This is a genomic window from Streptomyces sp. NPDC045846, assembly GCF_056431605.1.
This window is the reverse complement of record NZ_JBWKKJ010000013.1, coordinates 22,728-44,657: the sequence shown is the minus strand read 5'-3', so window position 1 is coordinate 44,657 and position 21,930 is coordinate 22,728. Positions and strand designations below refer to the sequence as shown.

At 71.3% G+C, this 21,930-nt stretch carries 10 protein-coding genes; 9 read left to right on the top strand and 1 reads right to left on the bottom strand.

The annotated features are described in order from the left end of the window. The first annotated feature begins 8 nt into the window (after positions 1-8). From AC07F3_RS31760 to AC07F3_RS31740, 5 genes are all read left to right on the top strand, one after another. Positions 9-7,727, top strand: a complete 7,719-nt coding sequence (locus tag AC07F3_RS31760; protein WP_479117869.1) for an amino acid adenylation domain-containing protein — start codon at positions 9-11, stop codon at positions 7,725-7,727. Between the two features lie 12 nt (positions 7,728-7,739). Then, complete coding sequence (locus tag AC07F3_RS31755) at positions 7,740-11,630, top strand: non-ribosomal peptide synthetase (protein ID WP_479117868.1); 3,891 nt, start codon at positions 7,740-7,742, stop codon at positions 11,628-11,630. An 84-nt stretch (positions 11,631-11,714) separates the two neighbouring features. Beyond that, positions 11,715-12,434, top strand: a complete 720-nt coding sequence (locus AC07F3_RS31750) for a thioesterase II family protein (RefSeq protein ID WP_479117867.1) — start codon at positions 11,715-11,717, stop codon at positions 12,432-12,434. Between the two features lie 112 nt (positions 12,435-12,546). After that, positions 12,547-13,497, top strand: a complete 951-nt coding sequence (locus AC07F3_RS31745) for an ATP-binding cassette domain-containing protein (protein WP_479117866.1) — start codon at positions 12,547-12,549, stop codon at positions 13,495-13,497. Further along, complete coding sequence (locus AC07F3_RS31740; RefSeq protein ID WP_479117865.1) at positions 13,494-14,258, top strand: ABC transporter permease; 765 nt, start codon at positions 13,494-13,496, stop codon at positions 14,256-14,258. The genes AC07F3_RS31745 and AC07F3_RS31740 overlap by 4 nt, the downstream gene beginning before the upstream one ends. A gap of 244 nt (positions 14,259-14,502) precedes the next feature. On the opposite strand, the gene AC07F3_RS31735 is transcribed toward AC07F3_RS31740, so the two are convergent. Beyond that, on the bottom strand, positions 14,503-16,014 hold the full coding sequence (locus AC07F3_RS31735; protein ID WP_479117864.1) for an FAD-dependent monooxygenase: 1,512 nt from the start codon (positions 16,012-16,014) through the stop codon (positions 14,503-14,505). A 403-nt stretch (positions 16,015-16,417) separates the two neighbouring features. Here AC07F3_RS31735 and AC07F3_RS31730 point away from each other — a divergent pair, with 403 nt between their 5' ends. The 4 genes from AC07F3_RS31730 to AC07F3_RS31715 are packed head-to-tail and all read left to right on the top strand — an operon-like array spanning position 16,418 to position 21,847. Further along, entirely contained in the window at positions 16,418-16,732 is a 315-nt protein-coding gene (locus tag AC07F3_RS31730) for an acyl carrier protein (RefSeq protein ID WP_479117863.1), read from the top strand. Continuing rightward, the gene (locus tag AC07F3_RS31725) at positions 16,729-17,979 is read left to right on the top strand and encodes a cytochrome P450 (RefSeq protein ID WP_479117862.1); all 1,251 of its coding nucleotides are present in this window, start codon (positions 16,729-16,731) and stop codon (positions 17,977-17,979) included. The genes AC07F3_RS31730 and AC07F3_RS31725 overlap by 4 nt, the downstream gene beginning before the upstream one ends. Beyond that, the gene (locus AC07F3_RS31720; protein ID WP_479117861.1) at positions 17,976-18,713 is read left to right on the top strand and encodes a thioesterase II family protein; all 738 of its coding nucleotides are present in this window, start codon (positions 17,976-17,978) and stop codon (positions 18,711-18,713) included. The genes AC07F3_RS31725 and AC07F3_RS31720 overlap by 4 nt, the downstream gene beginning before the upstream one ends. A gap of 53 nt (positions 18,714-18,766) precedes the next feature. Beyond that, on the top strand, positions 18,767-21,847 hold the full coding sequence (locus tag AC07F3_RS31715) for a type I polyketide synthase (protein WP_479117860.1): 3,081 nt from the start codon (positions 18,767-18,769) through the stop codon (positions 21,845-21,847). The last annotated feature ends 83 nt before the right edge of the window (positions 21,848-21,930 follow it).

Genomic DNA, 21,930 nt, shown 5'->3' with positions numbered 1-21,930 from the left:
TAGCGTCGATGATCCCCCTGTCATTCGCCCAACGCCGACTGTGGTTCCTCCACCGTCTGGAGGGTCCGTCCGCGACCTACAACATCCCGTTCGTGCTGCGCCTGGACGGGCCACTGGACACGGCGGCCCTCGCCGCGGCGGTGACGGATGTCGCGACCCGGCACGAAACCCTGCGCACTCTGATCGTCGAGGACGCGGACGGCACGCCGGAGCAGCGGATCCTGCCCCCGCAGGAGGCGGTGCTCCCGTTCCGGGTGGTCGACGTGACGGCCGACGCGGTGGACGCCGCGCTGCGCGAGACCCTGTGCCAGGGGTTCGAGCTGGAAGCGGAACTCCCCTTGCGGACCACCGTCTTCCGCCTCTCGCCCCAGGAGCACGTCGTCGCGTTCGTGTTCCACCACATCGCGGTGGACGGTGCGTCGATGGCGCCGTTCCTCCAGGGGCTGGTGTCGGCGTACGCGGCCCGCCACCAGGGGAGTGCCCCGCAGTGGACGCCGCTTCCGGTGCAGTACAAGGACTACACGCTGTGGCAGCGGCAGCTGCTGGGCGACGAGGCCGATCCGGAGAGCATCGCCGCGGCGCAGATCGACTACTGGCGCCAGGAGCTGGACGGGGTTCCGCAGCCGGTGCAGCTGCCGCTGGACCGGCCCCGGCCGACGATGGCCAGTCACCGCGGCGGCCATGTCTCGTTCGAGCTGGAACCCGAGCTGCTCACCGGGCTCGGGAAGCTGGCCGCGGACCACGGTGCCACCCCGCCGATGGCGGCCCAGGCCGCCCTCGCGGTGCTCCTGTACAAGCTGGGGGGCGGGCAGGACGTGACGATCGGCAGCCCCATCGAGGGGCGCGCCGATGAGCAACTCGACGAGCTGATCGGGTTCTTCGTCAACACGTGGGTGCTGCGCGCCGACCTGTCGGGGAACCCGTCGTTCGGCGAGCTGCTGGACCAGGTGCGGGACAAGGCCCTCTCCGCGTACGACAACCAGGACATGCCGTTCGAGCGCCTGGTGGAGCTGCTGGGCCCGGACCGTGCCACCTCCTACCAGCCGCTGTTCCAGGTGATGCTGGCCTGGCAGTTCGTGTGGCCGCGGATCGAGATGCCGGGTCTGCGGGCCACCCCCGTCGCGGCGGACACCGAGACCGCGAAGTTCGACCTGTTCTTCAACATCGTTCCGACCGCGTCCGGCGGCGCGTACGGGCGGCTCGAATACGCGACGGAACTCTTCGACCACGCCACGGCCGTGAGCATGGTCGACCGCTACGTGCGCGTGCTGCGGCAGGTGGTCGCCGATCCCGCGCGGCGGCTCGGCGGGGTGGACGTGCTCACCGACGCCGAACGCGACTGGCTGGCGGGGGTGAACGAGACGACGGCAGCGGTGCGGGCCTCGACGCTGCCGGAGCTCATCGCCGAACAGGTGGCTCGGACACCCGACGCGACGGCGGTGGTGTCCGGACAGACCGCGCTGTCGTACCGGGAACTCGACGCGCGCGCCGGCCGGCTGGCCGCCGTACTGCGCGACCACGGCGTCGGACCGGATGTCCTGGTCGCCGTCGCGCTGCCCCGGTCCGCGGACCTGGTGGTCGCGCTGCTCGCCGTACTCAAGGCCGGCGGCTGCTACCTGCCGATCGACCCCAACTACCCGGCCGCACGCGTCGATCTGCTGCTCGACACCGCCGATCCGGCACTGGTGCTGACCCAGCACGAAGTGGCGGCGACCGTGGCCAAGGCCCGGCCGCCGGTGCTCCACCTCGACGAGCTGAACCTCGACGGCCCCGCTCCCGAGGTCCCGGAGGTACGCGTCGGGCCGGACCATCTGGCCTACGTGATGTTCACCTCGGGATCGACCGGGACTCCCAAGGGCGTCGCCATCACCCACGCCAGCGTGGTCAACGGTGTGCGGGACCTTCGCCAGACGGCGCGCGTCGGGGCGGGGTCCCGGATGCTCGCGGCGACCTCGGTGAACTTCGACGTCTCCGTGTTCGAGATATTCACGGCGCTCACCAGTGGGGCGAGCGTCGAGGTCGTCCGCGACGTACTCGAACTCGCCGAGCGCGACCGGTGGTCGGGAACCACCATCAGCGCCGTGCCCGCGGTGTTCTCCGCGCTGCTCGACCAGATCGGCGCCCCGGGCGGCCTCGAACTCGACGTGGAAACGGTCGTCTTCGCCGGTGAGGCGCTCTCGGCCGACCTGGTCCGCAAGGTCCACGACGCCCTGCCCGATGTTCGTGTCGTCAACGCCTACGGACAGACCGAGAGCTTCTACGCCACTACGTACACGCTCCCGAAGCAGTCCGCCGCGACCGGAGCGATACCGGTCGGGCAGCCGCTGGCCCACATGCGCGCCCACATTCTGGGCCCGGACCTCGCTCCGGTCCCGCCCGGTGTGGTCGGCGAACTGTATGTCGGCGGTCTGCTCGCCCGTGGCTACTACCAGAACGGCGCGACGACCGCCGAGCGCTTCGTGGCCAGCCCCTTCGGCCCCGCCGGCGCGCGCATGTACCGCACCGGCGACCTGGCCCAGTGGGACGGGGACGGGCAGCTCAAGTACGCGGGGCGAGCCGACACCCAGGTGAAGGTCAATGGCATCCGGGTCGAGCCGACCGAGATCGAGGCGGTCCTCGCCCAGCATCCCGCGATCGGCCAGGCCGTGGTCACCGTCCGCGAGGACCACACCGGCACCACACGGCTGGTCGGCTATGTGGCACCCGCGAGCACCGGGGACACGCACGCCGCTGTCTCGGTGGCGGAGCTGCGGCAGTTCGTGGCCAAGCGACTGCCGGACTACATGGTGCCCGCCCTGCTCGTGGTGCTCGACCGGCTGCCGTTGACCGCGAGCGGAAAGCTGGACCGGGCCGCGCTGCCCGAGCCGGAGTTCTCCGGCACCGCCTACCGGGCGCCGCGCAACGAGGCCGAGCGGGTCCTGGCCGAGGTGTACGCGGACGTACTGGACGCCCAGCAGGTGGGCATCGACGACGACTTCTTCACCAGCGGCGGGGACAGCATCCGTTCCATCCAGGTCGTCGCCCGGGCCAAGTCCCGCGGCGTGGTGGTCAGTACGCGGGAGATCTTCGAGCACCGCACGGTCGCCCGGCTCGCGGAACTGGTCGAAGGCCGTCAGGACGAGGAGCGGGTGACCCTGGCCGAGCTGCCGGGCGGCGGCGTGGGCTGGGCCCCGCTGCCGACGACGGCGGCGCACGTCCTCGCGCTCGGTGGTGGCATCGGCCGGTTCTGCATGTCCGCGATGCTGACCCTGCCCGAGGACATCGACCGGGCTGGACTCGTCGCCACGTTGCAGGCCGTCCTCGACCGGCACGACGTGCTGCGCTCCCGGCTCGACCGCGCGAAGCCCGGCCTGCTGACGGAGCCGGTCGGCACGGTGGACGCCGGCACGCTGGTGCGGGAAGTCCGCTACGGCGACGCCGACGCGAAGGCCGAACTGGACGCGGCCGCGGACCGGCTGGATCCGGACGCCGGCGTCATGGCGCAGTTCGTGTGGTTCACCTCCGACACGGAGGCGGATCGGCTGCTGATCGTGCTGCACCACCTGGTCGTGGACGGGGTGTCGTGGCGGATCCTGCTGCCGGACCTGGTGTCCGCATGGCAGCGGGTCCGCGACGGGCAGGCCCCGCGACCGGCAGGCACCGGCACCTCGTTGCGCCGGTGGACGCACGCCCTGGCCGACCAGGCCGTCACCACGGAGCGGATGGCGGAACTGCCCGTCTGGCAGCGGATCCTGCGCGAGGACGAGCCCGTGCTCGGAGCACGGGAGCTGGACCGGGCGCGTGACGTCGCCGGCACCGTGGACGCCGTGCGCGTCCACGTGCCGACGGACGTGACGGAGACCCTGCTCAACACGGTGCCGGCGGTGTTCCGCGGCGGCGCCGACGACGGGCTGCTGGCCGCGCTCGCGCTGGCGCTGGCGCACTGGCGCCAGACGCGCGGCGGGTCCGGGGCCTCGACACTCGTCCGGCTCGAAGGCCACGGCCGGGAAGAGCACGTGGTGCCCGGCGCGGACCTGTCCGGCACGGTCGGATGGTTCACCGCCATGTTCCCGGTACGCCTTGACCTGGCCGGTATCGACGTGGCGGACGCCTTCGCGGGCGGCCCGGCCGCCGGACGGGCGATCAAGGCCGTCAAGGAACAGCTGCGGGCCGTACCGGACAACGGCATCGGCTACGGCATGCTGCGCCACCTCAATCCCGGCACCGCCGCCGCGCTCGCCGGACAGCGGGAACCGCAGATCGGGTTCAACTACCTCGGCAAGTCCTCCAGTGCGGACATCCCCGAGGAACTGCGTGGCCTGGGCTGGACACCCGACACCTCGCACCCGGACCTGATCGCCGCGCCGGACGCGGACATGCCGGTGCTGTCCGCGCTGGAGATCAACGCGGTGGCCGCCGCCACCCCCGGCGGTGACGAACTGACCGCCTACTTCGGCTTCCCGACCGGGGTGCTCTCCCGCGACGAGGTGACCGAGCTGGCCGGGCTGTGGGTCCAGGCGCTGACCGGCCTGGCCCGGCACGCCAACACGGCCGAGGCCGGTGGGCTCACCCCGAGCGACGCGCCCCTGGTCGACGTCGGCCAGGACGAGATCGACACCTGGGAGGCCCGCTTCGGCCGGCTGACCGAGGTGTGGCCGGTGACACCGGCACAGTCCGGGATGCTGTTCCACACCATGCTGGCCGGGGCGTCGTTCGACGCCTACCACATGCAGATGGTGTTCCACCTCTCCGGCAAGGTCGACCCCGAGCGGATGCGCCGGGCCGGGCAGGCACTGCTGGCACGTCACGCCGGCCTCCGCGCGGCGTTCGTCAACCAGGCGGACGGCGACATGGTTCAGGTCGTGCCGCAGACGGTGACCCTGCCCTGGCGCCACCTCGACCTGACCGCGGTCGGTGAGGCCGAGCGGGCCGAGACGTTCGAGCGGTTCCTCGCCGAGGACCGGACCGTCCACTTCGACCGGCACACCCCGCCGCTGATCCGGCTGGCACTCGTCGTCCTCGGGCCCGACCGGGCCGAACTGGTCATGACCGCCCACCACGTACTGTTCGACGGCTGGTCCACGCCGCTGCTGGTGCGGGACCTGCTGCTGCTCTACGCGTCCCACGGCGACCCGACGGGCCTGCCGAGCACGCGCAGCTACGGCGACTTCCTGTCCTGGCGCGCCCGGCAGGACCAGGAGGAGTCGGCACGGGCCTGGAAGGCCGCGCTCGAAGGGGTCGAGGAGCCGACCCTGCTCGCGCCCGGCTCCGAGGGCGCGGGCGACGAAGGCCTCGACGAGGTCGACGTCGCGCTGCCGCTCGACGTGGCGCGCGAACTCAACCGGTGCGCCGCCGAGTTGGGCGTCACCATCAACACCCTGGTCCAAGGGGCCTGGGCGCTGCTGCTCGGTCGGCTCACCGGCCGTCAGGACGTGGTGTTCGGCGCCACCGTCTCCGGACGCCCGCCCGCGGTGACGGACGTCGAGTCGATGGTCGGGATGTTCATCAACACCCTCCCGGTGCGCGTCGACCACGCGCCCGGCGACACCCTCGCCGAGGTCCTCACCCGGCTGCAGAACCGACAGGCCGGTCTTCTGGACCACCACCACTACGGGCTCACCGAGATCCAGCAGTCCGTCGGCCTTCAGTCCCTCTTCGACACGCTGGTCGTCTTCGAGTCGTACCCGGTCGACCAGGAGGGCCTCAGCGCCGCCACCGACGCCGCGGACGGCATCGCGTTCACGGGCCTGGGTCTGTCCACCGGCACCAACTACCCGCTGACCCTGATGGCGCTGGTCGAACCGCACCTCCAGCTCAGCCTCCAGTACGCGCGGGGTGTCTTCGAGCGGGACACGGTGGAGGTGTACGCGGCCCGACTCGTGCGGGTGCTGCGGCAACTGGTGGCCACCCCCGAGCTGCGGGCCGCGCAGGTCGACGCCCTGGATCCGGCCGAACGCGACCGGCTGCTCGTCGAGTTCAACGACACGGCCGTCCCGACCCCGGACGTCACGATCAGCGGGCTGGTCGAGGCCCAGGCGGCACGGACCCCGGACGAGGTCGCGGTGGTCGCCGACGGCGAGTCGCTCACCTACCGCGAGGTGAACGCCCGGGCCGACCGCCTGGCGCGTGAACTGGCCGGTCGTGGCGTGGGCCCGGAGTCGGTGGTCGCGGTGTCGCTGCCACGCTCGGCCGACCTGGTCGTCGCACTGCTCGCGGTCCTCAAGGCGGGCGGCGCGTACCTGCCGCTCGACCCCAAGTACCCCAGCCACCGCCTCGCAGCCATCTTCGAGGAGGCCCGGCCTCGCCTGGTCCTGACGGACTCGGCGACGGTCGCGGTGCTGCCGCGGCACGACGCCCCGGACGTCTTCCTCGACGCGCTCGACCTGTCCGGAGCCGAAGGCGGCCTCGAACTGCCGCTCCGCCCCGAGCAGTTGGCGTACGTGATGTACACGTCCGGCTCCACGGGCAAGCCCAAGGGCGTCGCCATCACCCACGCGAACGTGGTCAACGGCGTGCTGCGGCTCGCCTCCCGCGTGGGCATGGAGCCGGGCAAGCGGCTCCTGGCGGGCGCGTCGGTCAACTTCGACGTGTCGGCGTTCGAGATCTTCACGACCCTCGCCAGCGGCGGCGTCGTCGAACTGGTCCGGGACGTCCTGGTGCTGGGGGAGCGGAAGAGCTGGAGCGGCGGCGTCATCTCCACCGTGCCGTCCGCCTTCGCCGAACTCGTCGACCAGATCGCGGACCGCACCAGCGTGGAGACGGTCGTCTTCGCCGGCGAAGCCCTCGCCTCGTCGCTCATCGAGAAGGTACGGGACGCCTTCCCCGGCGTACGGGTCGTCAACGCCTACGGACAGAGCGAGTCGTTCTACGCCACCACCTACACCGTCTCCGGCGCCACGCCGGTCCAGGCGGGCAGCGCGCCCGTAGGCACCCCGCTCGGCAACATGCGGGCCTACGTCCTCGGCCCCGGCCTGGCTCCGGCGCCGCAGGGCGCGGTCGGCGAGCTGTACATCGGCGGGAACGTCGGCCGCGGTTACTACGGCCGTGCCGACCTGACCGCCGAGCGCTTCGTCGCCGACCCGTTCGGACCGTCCGGCGCGCGCATGTACCGCACCGGCGACCTGGCCCGCTGGAACGACGAGGGTCAGCTGGAGTACGTGGGCCGCGGGGACGCGCAGGTCAAGGTGCGCGGCTTCCGTGTCGAACCCGGCGAGGTCGAGGCCGCGCTCACCGCGCACCCCGAGGTCGCCCAGGCCGCCGTCATCGCCCGGGGCACCGGCATCGGCAAGCAGCTCGTCGCGTACGCGGTGCCGTCGGGCGAGACCGACCCCGGCGAGCTCCGCCGGTTCGCCGCCGAGCGGCTGCCCGAGTTCATGGTGCCGTCCGCCTTCGTGCTCCTGGACCGGCTGCCGCTGATGCCCAACGGCAAGCTGGACCGGGCGGCCCTGCCCGAGCCCGAGTACACCGGCGCCCCCTACCGGGCGCCCCGCACCACTCGCGAGGAGACCCTGGCCAAGCTGTTCGCCGAGGTGCTCGGCGTGGAGCGGGTCGGCATCGACGACGGCTTCTTCGAGCTCGGCGGGCACTCCCTGCTCGCCACCCGCCTGATCAGCCGCGCCCGCGCCGAGATGGGGATCGAGATACCCATCCGCAAGATCTTCGACCTGCCGACCGTGACCGCGCTCGCCGCGTGGTCGGAGGAATCGGCCGCTCCCCGTCGCCCCAGCATGCGCCAGATGTTCTCGTAAAGGAGTGAAGAAATGATCCCGCTGTCATTCGCACAACGCCGTATGTGGCTCCTGCACAAACTGGAGCAGGGGGCGGCGACCTACAACATCTCGGCGGCCTTCCGGCTGACCGGAACCCTGGACCAGGAGGCCCTGGTCGCGGCGATCCGCGACGTGATCGAGCGGCACGAGGTCCTGCGCACCATCTACCGGACCGACGACGGCGGTGAGCCCTACGCGCGGATCCTGACGATGGACGAGGCGTCGCCACAGGTCCCGCTGGTCGAGGTGACGCCCGAGGAGATGCCCCGCGCGATCGACGAGGCCGTCGCGCACCGGTTCGATCTGGCGGCCGAACTCCCGCTCCGGGCCACGCTGTTGCGCTGCTCCCCCCAGGAGCACGTCCTGGTCCTGGTCATCCACCACATCGCCTCGGACGGCAGCTCCAGCGCGACGACGATACGGGACCTGGCCGCCGCCTACACCGCCCGCCGAGACGGGCGGGCCCCGGAGTGGGAGCCGCTGCCGCTGCAGTACAAGAACTACGCGCTGTGGCAGCGCGAGGTGCTCGGCGACGTGGCCGACCCGGGCAGTCTCGCCGCGGCGCAGATCGAGTACTGGCGCAAGGAACTCACCGGGGTGCCGCAGCCGCTGAACCTGCCGCACGACCGCCCGCGGCCCGCGGAGGCGGGATCGCACGGCGACACGGTCGGCCTGTTCGTGGAACCGGAGGTCACGGCCCAGCTGCAGAAGCTGGCCGACGAGCGCGGGTCGAGCATGTCGATGGTCGTGCAGGCCGCGCTGGCGGTGCTGCTCGGCAAGCTCGGCGGCGGTCACGACGTCACGATCGGCTCGCCGATCGCCGGACGGACCGACGAAGCGCTCGCCGACATGATCGGATGCTTCGTCAACACGCAGGTGCTGCGCGCGGACCTCTCCGGCAACCCGCCCTTCACCGACCTGCTCGCACAGGTGCGGAACAAGGCCCTCGGGGCCTACGAGAACCAGGACGTGCCGTTCGACGTGCTGGTCGAGGCGATCAATCCCGAACGCTCCGCGGCGTACCAGCCGCTGTTCCAGGTGATGTTCTCCTGGCAGAGCTACGAGAAGCCGGACTTCGAACTCCCCGGTCTCGACGTGAAGTTCGAGCAGGCCATCGCGTCGACCTCCATGGTCGACCTGACGTTCTTCCTGGCCGTCGACGGTTCGGGGGCGCTGCGCGGCGACCTCCAGTACGCGACCGAGCTGTTCGACCGCGACTCGGCCGAGGTGATCGCGGCCCGGCTCGCCCGCGTGCTCGAGCAGCTCGCCGCCGACCCGGGCATGCGCGTCGGCGATGTCGACGTGCTCAGCGCGGGCGAGCGGGAGCGGCTCCTCGTCGAGGTGAACGACGCCGGCACGGCCGTACCCGAGGTCACTCTGGTCGAGCTGTTCGAGCGGCAGGCCGCGCAGCGGGCCGACGCCGTCGCGGTGGCCTACGACGACACCACGCTCACGTACGGGGAGCTGAACGCCCGGGCCAACCGGCTCGCGCGGCACCTCGTCGCCCAGGGAGTGGGTCCCGAGTCCCTGGTCGGGGTCTGCCTGGAGCGCTCGGCCGAGCTGGTCGTCGCGCTGCTCGCGGTGCTCAAGGCGGGCGGTGCCTATCTGCCGATCGACCCCGACTCCCCGGCCGACCGCATCGCCTACATGGTCCAGGACGCCCAGCCGGTCCTGCTGGTCACCACCAGCACCACCGGTGCCGCGCAGGACCTCGGTCAGGACCTCCCCCTGGTCCACCTCGACGAGGCCGGGGCCTTCGCCGAGGAGGCGGCCGGCGACCTCACCGACGCCGAGCGCCGCACGGCCCTGCACCCCGAGCACCCGGCCTATGTGATCTACACCTCCGGGTCGACCGGCCGTCCCAAGGGTGTGCTGATCCCGCACCGCAACGTGGTCGGGCTCTTCAACGCCACGCAGGACTTCGGCTTCGGCGCGGACGACGTGTGGACCCTCTTCCACTCCTACGCGTTCGACTTCTCGGTGTGGGAGCTGTGGGGCCCGCTGCTCCACGGCGGACGCCTGGTCGTGGTCCCCTTCGACGTCTCCCGCTCCCCGAGCGACTTCCTCCAGCTCCTCGCCCGCGAGCGGGTCACCGTCCTCAACCAGACGCCCTCGGCCTTCTACCAGCTCATCCAGGCCGACGCCCAGGCCCCCGGCCAGGAACTGGCACTGCGGTACGTGGTGTTCGGCGGCGAGGCACTCGACCTGAACCGCCTCACGGACTGGTACGAGCGCCACGCGGCGGACGCGCCGGTGCTGGTGAACATGTACGGCATCACCGAGACGACCGTGCACGTCACCCGCATCGATCTGGACGAGAACTCCGCCGCCCGCTACCAGGCCAGCGTCATCGGCCCGGCCGTCGCGGGCCTGCGCGCCTACGTCCTGGACGCGCACCTCAAGCCGGCGCCCGTCGGCGTGACCGGGGAGCTGTACGTGGCAGGCTACGGCCTGGCGCGCGGCTACCACGGCCGGCCGGACCTGACCGCGGGACGGTTCGTCGCGTGCCCCTTCGGCGAGCCGGGCGAGCGGATGTACCGCAGTGGCGACCTGGTCCGCTGGGGCAAGAACGGTCAGCTTCAGTACGTGGGCCGGGCCGACTCCCAGGTCAAGATCCGCGGCTTCCGCATCGAACTGGGCGAGATCGAGCACGCGCTGGCCGGGCATCCGGCGGTGGCACAGGCGGTCATCCTGGTGCGTGAGAACCAGGAGGGCGACAAGCGCATCGTCGGCTACGTGGTGCCCGAGCCCGATGCCGGGGCGGTCGACGCCGCTGAGCTGTCCGAGTATCTGCGCGGGCGTCTCCCGGACTACATGGTGCCCTCGGCGGTGATCTCGGTGCCGGAGATCCCGCTGACCTCGAACGGGAAGCTCGACCGGCGGGCACTGCCCTCGGAGGACCCGAACGCCGTGGTGAGCCGGGAGCCGCGGAACGCCTTCGAGCGGAAGCTGTGCGACCTCTTCGGCGAACTGCTCGGTCTGGAGAAGGTCGGCGTCGACGACGGCTTCTTCGCGCTCGGCGGGCACTCGCTCCTGGCCACCCGGCTCAGCGTCCGCATCCGCAAGCAGTTCGACATCGACATCCCCATCCGGACGATCATCAGGTATCCCACGGTGGCCGAGCTGGCCACGCTGATGCTCGCCGGTGGCATCCCCGACGACGACGCCGACTCGTTCGCGGTCGTGCTGCCCCTGAACAGCGATCCCGGTACGGGGAAGCCGCCGGTGTGGTTCTTCCACGGCGGGGGCGGGCTGGGCTGGGCGTACTACGGCTTCGTACCGCACATCCAGGACCGGGCCGCGTACTCCCTGCAGTCCCGTGGCTCCGACGGCGTGGAGCCGGTGGCCGGCTCCGTGGAGGAGATGGTCGAGGACTACGTCTCCCAGATGCTGAAGATCCAGCCGGAGGGGCCCTTCAACCTCATCGGCTGGTCCTACGGCGGCTCCGTCGTGCAGGCCGTCGCCGACGCGCTCGACCGGCGCGGGCACGAGGTCGCGCTGGTGGCCATCCTGGACGCCCAGCCGGGCGGTCACGGGTTCGTTCAGGTCCACGCCGGAAAGGATTCGTCCGACTTCCGGGCGGAGCTCGAGGACGAGTTCAGCCAGTACATACGCACCGGCAACCGGCAGACCTTCCTGGACACCATGTCGAAGGTGCTGGCCAACAACACGGCCCTCATGATGGATTTCGAATCGCCGGTCTACCGCGGCGACGTGGTGTATTTCCACGCGGCGCTCGGGGACACGTCGTACGCGAACCTCTGGCGGCCGTACGTCCTCGGTTCCCTCGAGGTGCACGACGTGCGCGCGACGCACCACGAGATGCACATGCCCGCGCCCGTGGCCGAGATGTTCAAGGTCCTCAAGGGCAAGCTGGCGTAGCTGCCGGACCGCTGTGTCCCGGAGCTGGTTCAACACAAGCGATCGAATGGATGATTGGGGTTGGTCGGGGTGACAGAGCCCGGCATGTCCACGGAACACGGGGACCAGGCCACGCTGCTGTGCGTGCCGTTCGCGGGAGCGGGTCCTTCGTTCTTCCACCCGTGGCGGGAGCTGGCCGGCGACCGGTGGCGAGTGACCTCGGTCGAGCTGCCGGGCCGGGAGCGGCGGATCCTGGAGGAGCCGTACCGCAACGTCTTCGAAGCGGCCAAGGGCTCGATCGACGACATCGTCGCGGACCTGGGCGAAGGGGCGCGGACCGTGTTGTTCGGGCACAGCCTGGGCGCGGTGCTCGCCTACGAGCTGGTGCACCTGCTGACCGAGCGCGGCGTGCACGTCGAGCGGCTGGTCGTCAGTGGTTCGCCGGGTCCGTGGACCCAGCGCGAGAGGCGTGCGACGGGGCTCCAGGACGACGAATTCCTCGCCAGGGTCGAGGAGTTCGCGGGGTTCCGCCACGAGGCCCTCGACCACCCGGAGATGCGTGAACTGATCCTTCCCACGCTGCAGGCCGACTGCGAGATGCACGAGAACTACGTCCCGAGCACCGACGAACCGGTGTCGGTTCCGATCTGCTCGCTGCGCGGCGGCGTCGACGGCCTGGTCACGGCGGAAGAGGCGCGGCAGTGGAAGGACGCCACCACGGGTGAATTCAGCTATGTGGAGTTCCCGGGCGACCACATGTACCTGGTCGACGCCGGGCGGGAAGTGCTGGACGTGATCGAGGCGGAGTCCGTCCGCGGTCGCTGACGGGGAGGCGGACCGCGGCGGGGCGAGCCCTCTTGTGGTCGGCCGGGCGCCGTTGAGCGCCGTGTCAGGGGTGTGACAGGTGGGTGACAGGCCCGGAGAGGAAAGTGGAGGCATGAGAAGTTCAGCAATCGCAGTTTCAGGGCTGCGCAAGGCATATGGCGACAAGGTCGTGCTCGACGGCATCGACTTCGATGTCGCCGCAGGATCGATCTTCTCCCTGCTCGGCCCCAACGGGGCGGGCAAGACGACGACCGTGAACGTCCTGACGACGCTGATGAAGGCCGACGCCGGTACGGTGCGGGTCGCCGGGCACGATGTGGTGACCGCGACCAAGGAGGTGCGCGCCTCCATCGGCGTGACCGGTCAGTTCGCCGCCGTGGACGAGCTGATGTCGGGTCGGGAGAACCTGCAGCTGATGGCGGACCTGAAGCGCGTGCGCTCGGGCGACCAGTTGGTCAGGCGGCTGCTGGAGCGGTTCGACCTGGTGGAGTCGGCGGACAAGCTGGCGGGCACCTACTCCGGCGGTATGCGCCGGAAGCTGGACCTGGCGATGACCCTGGTCGGCAACCCGCAGATCATCTTCCTCGACGAGCCGACGACGGGTCTCGACCCGCGCAGCAGGCGCACCATGTGGGGGATCGTCCGCGAGCTGGTGGCCGAGGGCACCACCATCTTCCTGACCACCCAGTACCTGGAGGAAGCCGACCAGCTCGCCGACCAGATCGCGGTGCTCAACGGCGGCCGCCTGGTCGCCAAGGGCACCCCCGAGGAGCTCAAGCGCCAGATCCCCGGCACCCACGTCCGGCTCCGGTTCGCCGACCTCTACGAACTCGACGCGGCCGCCGGGGTCCTGGCCGGCGCCAAGCGGGACGACGAGGAGCTGACCCTGCGGGTGCCCAGCGACGGTGAGTCGAGGTCGCTGCTGGCCCTGCTGACCCGGCTCGACGAGCACACGATCAACGCTCAGGAGTTCTCAGTGCACACACCGGACCTGGACGACGTGTTCCTCGCCCTGACCGACCACACGAGCAGCGTGCGCAGGGAGGAGGCGATCGCACGATGAGCACTGTCTCCACGTCGTTCGGCGACTCGGCGATCATGCTGCGTCGCAACTTCAAGCACACGGTCCGCAATCCCGTCACGGTGTTCAACGCGGTCCTGTTCCCCATCGTGATGATGCTCATGTTCGTCTACGTCTTCGGTGGCGCCTTCAAGGTCGAGGGCAAGTACATCGACTACGCGGTGCCGGGCCTGATCGTGATGGCCATCACCTACGGGCTGGGCCCGACCGCGGCGGCCGTCAACGGCGACATGACCAAGGGCATCATCAACCGGTTCAAGACCATGGACGTCTCGCACGGCGCCGTGCTGACCGGTCATGTCGTCTCCACGACGGTGCGCGCCCTGATCGCCGACGCGGCCATCATCGGCGTCGGCTTCGCCATGGGATTCCGTCCGCACGCGAGCTTCGGCCAGTGGCTCGGCGCGATCGGCATCATGCTGCTGCTCTCGTTCGCGACCAGCTGGCTCACGGTCGCGATGGGCCTGGGGGCCAAGACCGTCGAGTCGGCGGGCCTGGCCACCGTGCCGCTGATCATGCTCCCGTTCTTGAGCAGCGCGTTCGTGCCCGCCGACACGATGGGCACCGGCGTACGGCAGTTCGCGGAGTACCAGCCCTTCACGCCGATCATCGAGACGCTGCGAGGGCTGCTGACGGGCGACAACCCGTCGAGCGGTGACGCGATCGCGGCCGTCGCCTGGTCCCTCGGGCTCGCGCTCGTCGGGTACGTGTGGGCCGTCTCCTCCTTCAAGAAGCGGGCCTGACACCCCTGTTCAGGGCACCCGCGCGACCACATCCGGCCACCCCGGCCGGCCCCAGCCCCCTCCCGAGCCGCCTCGGCCAGCCGCCGAGGCGGCTCCGCGCTGTTTGCCCCCGAACCACCGCATGCCCGGCCCGCGCGCACGACGACGGCGGCCGTCAGGACCCACCGGGTCCTGACGGCCGCCGTCTGTGCGAGCCTTCGTGTGCACCTAACTCCCTTTGCCTGCAAGGGGGTTGGCCGGTGCGTCACCTCTGGGAAGCGGGACCGCACCAGGTGGTGAGGGCGGCGCGGAGCGCGGAGGTTCCGGGCGCGTCCGCGGCCGCCCAGGCGACATGGCCGTCGGGGCGGATGAGGAGGGCGGTGGGAGCCGGGATCTCACCCATCGCCGGGACGGTCCAGACGTCGTCCTCGGCGCGCGCCTCGACGAGGTCGACGCGATCGGCCCAGCCCTCCGCGAGGGCCGCCACCTCGACGCTGCCGGCCAGGTCGAGCAGGACCGGCCGCCCCGCGTGCAGCAGCTCGTAGACGCGGCTGGCCCCGTCGGCGCTCTTCAGGTCGGCGTCGGGGACCCGGCGGCCCACCAGCGGGTGGTCGCCGTCGATCGGGTACCGGATGTCCAGCGCCGTCAGCATGCCGCGCAGGTACCGGTTGACGTCGTCGAACACCATGAGGGAGCCGAACACCTCGCGCAGCGCGTCCGTCTGGGCGCCGGGCCGGGCCAGCGCGGACTGCGCCCGGGTGTTGTCCAGGACGCGCTCGCCGACCGGGTGGCGCTCGGCGTGGTAGCTGTCCAGCAGGCTCTCCGGCGCCTGGCCGCGCACGACCGAGGCGAGCTTCCAGCCGAGGTTGACGGCGTCCTGCACGCCCATGTTCAGACCCTGCCCGCCGGCCGGGAAGTGGATGTGCGCGGCGTCCCCGGCCAGCAGCACCCGGCCCTGCCGGTACTGCGCGGCCTGCCGGGCGGCGTCGTTGAACCGGGACACCCACCGCGGGCTGTGCATGCCGTAGTCGGTGCCGGCCAGCCTGACCAGCGACTCCCGCAGCTGCTCGAACGTGACGGGTTCGTCGCGGTCCACGACACGGTCGTACTCGGAGGTGATCACGCGGAACCAGCCCGGCTCGAACGCGATCGCCGAGAAGTCGCCGCCCGCGCAGCGCCGCACCCAGATGTAGTCCTCGGTCAGGCCGGGCAGTTCGACGTCGCCGATCAGCGCGGTCATCGTCGCCGCGGTGCCGGGGAAGTCGAAGCCGGCCAGCTTGCGCACGGTGCTGCGGCCGCCGTCGCAGCCCACCAGGTAACGGCCGCGCAGGGTCGCGGGTGAGGCCAGCGCCGTACCCAGTTCGACCGTCACGCCGTCCTCGTCCTGGTGCAGTCCGCACACCTCGGACGACCGCAGAATCCGCACGCCGAGCTCGACGGCCCGTTCCTCCAGGAGCCGCTCGATCGCGGACTGAAGGATCATCAGCGGATAGGGGTGCCTCGACTCCGACTCGTCGAATTCCAGATAAAGGCCGGAGAAGTGGCCGACCGGCTGGAGTTCACCCTCCGCGAGAAAGCGATCCAGAATTCCACGCTGGTCCAGCACCTCCAGGGTGCGCGAATGTATTCCGCCCGCGCGCGACTCGCCCGTGCGTTCCGCGAGCCGCTCGACCACCACCACGTCGACGCCCGCCAGCCGCAGTTCGCAGGCGAGCATCAGGCCTGTCGGCCCGGCGCCCGCGATCACCACGTCCGTATCGATGCCGCTGTGCCCCACGTCGTTCCCCCTCGCTCCACTGATCCTCTAACGTCCTTGAACCACCCCCACGTTCACCGACCGTGGATCGGCCGGTCAAGGAACGCCGCCGCCCGGGCCGGGCGGTGCGGACACCCCTGTCCCGCCGGCGGGACAGGCCGGTGCCCCGGCCGCGCCGGCATGCAGGGCCACGGCCTCGCGCTCAACCCCACCGGCCGGCGAACCCCGCCGCATCCCGGCTGCGGTGTGCGCGGATCCACATTCAGGTGACACTCCATTCGGCCATTCAGAGAATTTGTCTCGCCGGCGGGACGACGCGAAAAGACGTCCCCCCAGCGGTCGTCATAGCGGTGGTGGCCCCGAGAACGGGCCGAAAAGGACGCGAGCGGGCATTCCCGGTCGGCGGAGGAAGGAAAGACTGGCAATGGAATCGTCGCCGCAGGTGCTTCACCCCCGAGGTGGACAGGACGAGACGTCGCAGCGACAGGCCGCGCCCGCGGGCGGGCCGGTGTCGCCGGCGCAGGAAATGGCGGAGCTGTGGGCCCACCACCTCAACCTCGATGAGGTCGCCGTGGACGCCGACTTCTTCGGGATCGGCGGGAACTCGCTGACCGGAATCAAGATCATCGAGCAGGTGGCGCAGGACTACGGGGTCCAGCTGTCGGTGCGCGACTTCTACCTCGCGCAGACCCCGGCCCGCGTCGCCGACCTGGTCGCGCAGGGGAGGGCGGCGGCGTGAGGCTGACGCCTGGTCCCGGGCGCGACATCGACCTCGACGCCGTCAACCTCTTCGACCTGGACCTCTACACCTCGGGCGACCCGCACCCGATCTGGGACGTGATGCGCGCCAAGGCGCCGCTGCACCACCAAGTCCTTCCGGACGGCCGGGAGTTCTGGTCGGTGACGCGCTACGAGGACGTCCACCGCGTCCTCGCCAACCACCGCGAGTTCACCTCCGAGCGCGGCACCGTCCCCACCCACCTCGGGACGGACGACGTCGCGGCCGGCGTGCTGATGACGTCCACCGACCCGCCGCGGCACACCGAGGTCCGCAGGCCGCTCGGGGCCAAGCTCACGGCGCGGGCGGTGAAGTCCTGGGAGGACTCGATCCGCTCGACGGTCGTGCGCTTCCTGGAGCCCGCGCTCGACGGCGAGGTCTTCGACCTCGCCGAGAAGGCGCTGCTCCTGCCGGCGATGGTCACCGGCCCCCTGCTGGGCATCCCGGAGCAGGACTGGGCCGAACTCGTCCAGCTGACCGCGATGGTGACCGCCCCCTCGGACCCGCACTTCCAGCTGGGCAACGAGGCCGCGACCCTGGCCATCTCCCACCACGAACTCGTCACCTACGTCAAGGAATGGGTCAAGACCCGGCGCGCGACCGGTGAAGAGGGCGAGAGCCTGCTCCACCACCTCATGAGCGTGCGCCCGGGTGGCGAGTCGCTGAGCGACGAGGAGATCGCCCTCGACGGCTACAGCATCCTGCTCGGCGCCAACGTGACGACGCCGCACACCGTCTCGGGCACCGTCCAGGCGCTCATCGAGCGGCCCGAGCAGTTCGACAAGGCGGCGGCCGACCTCACCCTGGTCCCCAACCTCGTCGAGGAAGGCCTGCGCTGGACGTCGGCCGCGTGCAACTTCATGCGGTACGCCGTCGACGACGTCGAGATCGGCGGCGGCACCATCCCCGCCCGCGGCGCCGTCGTGGCGTGGATCGGATCCGCCAACCGCGACGAGTCCCTCTTCCCCGACCCGCACACCTTCGACATCACCCGCGAAGGCGCCAAGCGCCAGGCCGCGTTCGGCTTCGGGACGCACTTCTGCATCGGCGCCCCGCTCGCGCGGATGACGCTGCGCATCTTCTTCGAGGAGCTGCTCCAGCGCTTCGAATCGATCGAGCTCGCCGGCGAACCGGAGCACCTGCGCTCGTACTTCATCGCCGGGATGACCCATCTGCCCATCCTCGGCAAGAAACGACACACGCCATGACCACCGGAACCACCACCGCCCCCTCGCCGTGGTTCGTCCGGCCGCAGTCCGCCGACCACCCCGCCCGGCTGTTCTGTCTGCCCTTCTCCGGGTCGGGGGCCTCGGCCTTCAGCGCCTGGCCCGCCGCGATCGACGGCGCCGAGGTCTGCCCCGTGCAGTTCCCCGGCCGCGAGAACCGGCTGGGCCACCCGCACTACGGCACGTACGAGAACCTGGCCGACAGCCTCGTCGAAGCCCTGGAGCCGTTCCTCGACCGGCCGTACGCGATCTTCGCGCACTGCGCCGGAGCGATGCCCGCGTACGAGACCGTGCTCCGCCTCGCCGAGCGCGGCCTGCGCGGTCCGGACCGCCTGTTCGTCTCGGGCCAGCCCGCCCCGCGCGACGCCTCGCGCGACCGCATGCTCACCATGACCGAGCCCGAACTGCGCGCCGAGCTGGAGACGTTCATCCGCGGCCGCGGCATCGAGCCCCGGCCCGACATGATCGACATGGGCATGTACGTGCTGCTCCGCGACCACGCCGCCGCCGGCGCCTACCGGCGGCCGGAGCCGGTCAAGGTGGACTGCCCCGTCTCCGTCCTGCACTGGCGCGACGACCCCGATGTGAGCCTCGAAGAACTCCAGGGGTGGCGGCAGTACTCGGACACGGTCGAGATCCAGGTGGTCCCCGGCGGCCACTACGACTTCATGGACGCGCCGGACGAACTGCTCGCCCTGTTGACCCGCCGGCGCTGACAGCGGTGCCGCCCCCCAAGAGCCCCATGCCGAGGGAACCGGAAGGAATTCGTATGAGTGGCGCAGCCGCCGGCATCGCCGTCATCGGGATGGCGTGCCGCTTTCCCGGTGTGCACGACCTGGACGCGTTCTGGCGCTTGCTGGCCGACGGCGAGTCGACCGTCGGCCAGTTCCCCGAGCACCGGGCGGCCGACTCCAACCACCTGTCCCACCCGGACGCCGCCACCCTGAACACGGGCTCGTTCCTCGACTCCATCGACACGTTCGACGCCGAGTTCTTCGGGACCGGCCCGGCCGAGACCGCCGCCATGGACCCCGTGCAGCGGCTGGGACTCGAACTCGCCTGGGAGGCGGTCGAAGACGCTCGCCTCGCGGCGGACACGCTCGCGGGCCGCGAGATCGACGTCGTGGTGGGCACCGCGCCCTCCGGGTACGAGGTGCTGCGCAAGCTGTCCGGGAGCGACCAGGACGACCACTACGCCGCGCTCGGCTCGAACGGCGCGCTGATCGCCAACCGGATCTCCAGCCTCTTCGACGTCCGCGGCATGAGCTTCTGCGCGGACTCCGGTCAGTCCTCGTCGCTGGTGTCCCTGGCACTGACCTGCGAGCGGATCCGCAGCGGCGCGGTCGACATGGCCATCGCCGGCGGCGTACACCTGATCGCCGACCCCGCGGCCGGAGCCGCCCTGGCGAACCTGGGCGCCCTGTCGCCCGACGGCCGCTGCTTCACCTTCGACGAGCGGGCCAGCGGTTTCGCCCGCGGCGAGGGCGGCGCGTTCGTCGTCCTGAAGCGGCTCGACCTCGCCGTCGCCGACGGCGACCACATCTACGCGGTGGTACGCGGCTGGGGCGTCGGCAGCGGCGGCGCGTCCACCCGCATGCCGGACCCCAGCCCCAGTGGACAGGCGGCCGCCGTGCTCGCCGCGCTCGACAGCGCCGCCGTCCCCTTCGACAGCGTCGACTACGTGGAGGCCCACGGCACCGGCACCCGCATGGGCGACCCGGCCGAAATCGCCGGTCTGCGCGAGGTGTTCGGCGCGACCGGCCGCAGCCGCCGCCTGATCGTCGGATCGGCCAAGACGAACGTCGGGCACCTGGAACCGGCCGCGGGAATGGTCGGCTTCGTGAAGGCGGCGCTCTGCGTGGACCGCGCCCAGCTGGTGCCGAGCCTCAACTTCCGCTCGCCGAACCCCAACATCCCCGACTTCCACGAGGACTTCGAGGTCGTACGGGCCGCGCGGCCCTGGCCGGACGAGCCCGGCAGGCCGCGGCGCGCCGGGGTGTCGGCGTTCGGCATGGGCGGCACCAACGCGCACGTGATCCTCGAACAGGCCCCGCAGGAGCAGACTCCTACCCGCCCGGCGGGGGAGGACCAGACCGGGGCGGAGGCCGCCGGTGTGCTGCCGTGGGTGCTGTCCGCGCGCTCCGAGGCCGCACTGCGCGAGCAGGCGGCGCGGCTGCGCGAGCGCGTGGCCGCGGACGCGTCGCTCCCGGCGGCCGACGTGGGCCACTCGCTGGTGTCGACACGCTCGGCCTTCGACCACCGGGCCGTGGTGCTCGGCGCCGACCGCGAGGAAGCGCTGACCGCCCTCGACCTGCTGGCGGCGGGCACCGACTCACCGAAGGTGGTGCGGGGTGCGGCCACCGAAAAGCCCGGCCCGGTCGTCTTCGTTTTCCCCGGCCAGGGCTCGCAGTGGCTCGGCATGGGCAAGCGGATGTACGCGGAGTCGGAGGTCTTCGCGCGCTCGATCGACGCGTGCGCCCAGGCGCTTGCGCCGTGGGTGGACTGGTCCCTCGTCGACGTGGTGACCGGCGCCGAGGGCGCCGCGTCGCTGGAGCGGACCGACGTCGTCCAGCCGGCGCTGTTCGCGATGCTGGTGTCGCTGGCTCGGGTGTGGCGTTCGCTGGGCGTGACACCCGACGCCGTGATCGGGCACTCCCAGGGCGAGATCGCCGCGGCCTACGACGCCGGGGCCCTGACCCTGGCGGACGCGGCCAAGATCGTGGCCCTGCGCTCCCGGCTGCTGGCGACGGTCCCCGGCAGCATGGCCGGGATCCTGCTGCCCGAAGACCAGGTGCGGGAGCTGCTGGAGCAGTCGGGCTCCCAGGTCGGGATCGCCGCGGTCAACGGACCGAACTCGACCACCGTCTCGGGTGAGACCTCGGCCGTCGAGGCACTGGTCGCGCTCTGCGAGGCCCAGGGCGCCCGCGCCCGGCTGATCAAGTCGAACGTGCCCGGACACTCCTCGCTGCTCGACAAGTTCGAGGAGCCCCTCACCGACTGCCTCGGCGAGATCACGCCCCTGGCCACGCCGGTGGCGATCTACTCGACGGTGACCGGAGAACTGATCGACCCGGCGAGCCTCGACACGGCCTACTGGTTCCGCAACCTGCGCGAGACCGTCCGCTTCGAAGCGGCCATGAGCCGCGTCATCGAGGACGGGCACGGCACGGTCGTGGAGATCAGTCCGCACCCGGTGCTCCAGGTGGCGGTCGAGGAGACCGCCGACATGCTGGCGGCCGCGCCGGTCGTGGTGGGCACCCTGCGCAAGCAGGACAGCGGTGCGGGCAAGGTCCTGGCCTCGCTGGCCGAGCTCTACGTGCGCGGCCTGCCGGTGAACTGGGAGACGGTCTTCGCCGCCGACCGGCCCCGCCGGGTCGCTCTGCCGACGTACGCCTTCCAGCGGCAGCGGTACTGGCTGACGGCCCCCGACGACGCACCCACCGCCAACGGCCCTGCCGAGCGGGCGGGCGAGCGCGACGGGAGGGCGGACCTGGGCTCCCAAGCCGCGGTCCTCGCCCTCGTGTGCACCGAGGCGGCAGCGCTGCTGAGCGCGAAGGAGGCGGAGCTGACGGGCGCCGATCTGGAGGCGCGGTCGGCCGAGAGCTTCAAGGTCCTGGGGTTCGACTCCGCGATGGCGGTGGGGCTGCGCAACCGGCTCGCCGCGGCGGCCGGCGTACGCCTGCCCGCCACCGTCGCGTTCACCTACCCCACCCCGCGGGACCTCGCCCGTCACCTCTTCTCCCTCCTCGAACCGGAGGAGACCGACGCCCCCGAAGCGGCGGAGGAAGAGGTTCTGGAAATCCGCAGCGATGACGATCTCTACGCATTGATCGACCGCGGATACGTGTAGCAACACCGTTCGTCCAAACGACTGTTGGGGGAGGCCCTGGTGGAGGATGTCGACAAGCTCCGTTCCTACTTGCGACGCGCCGT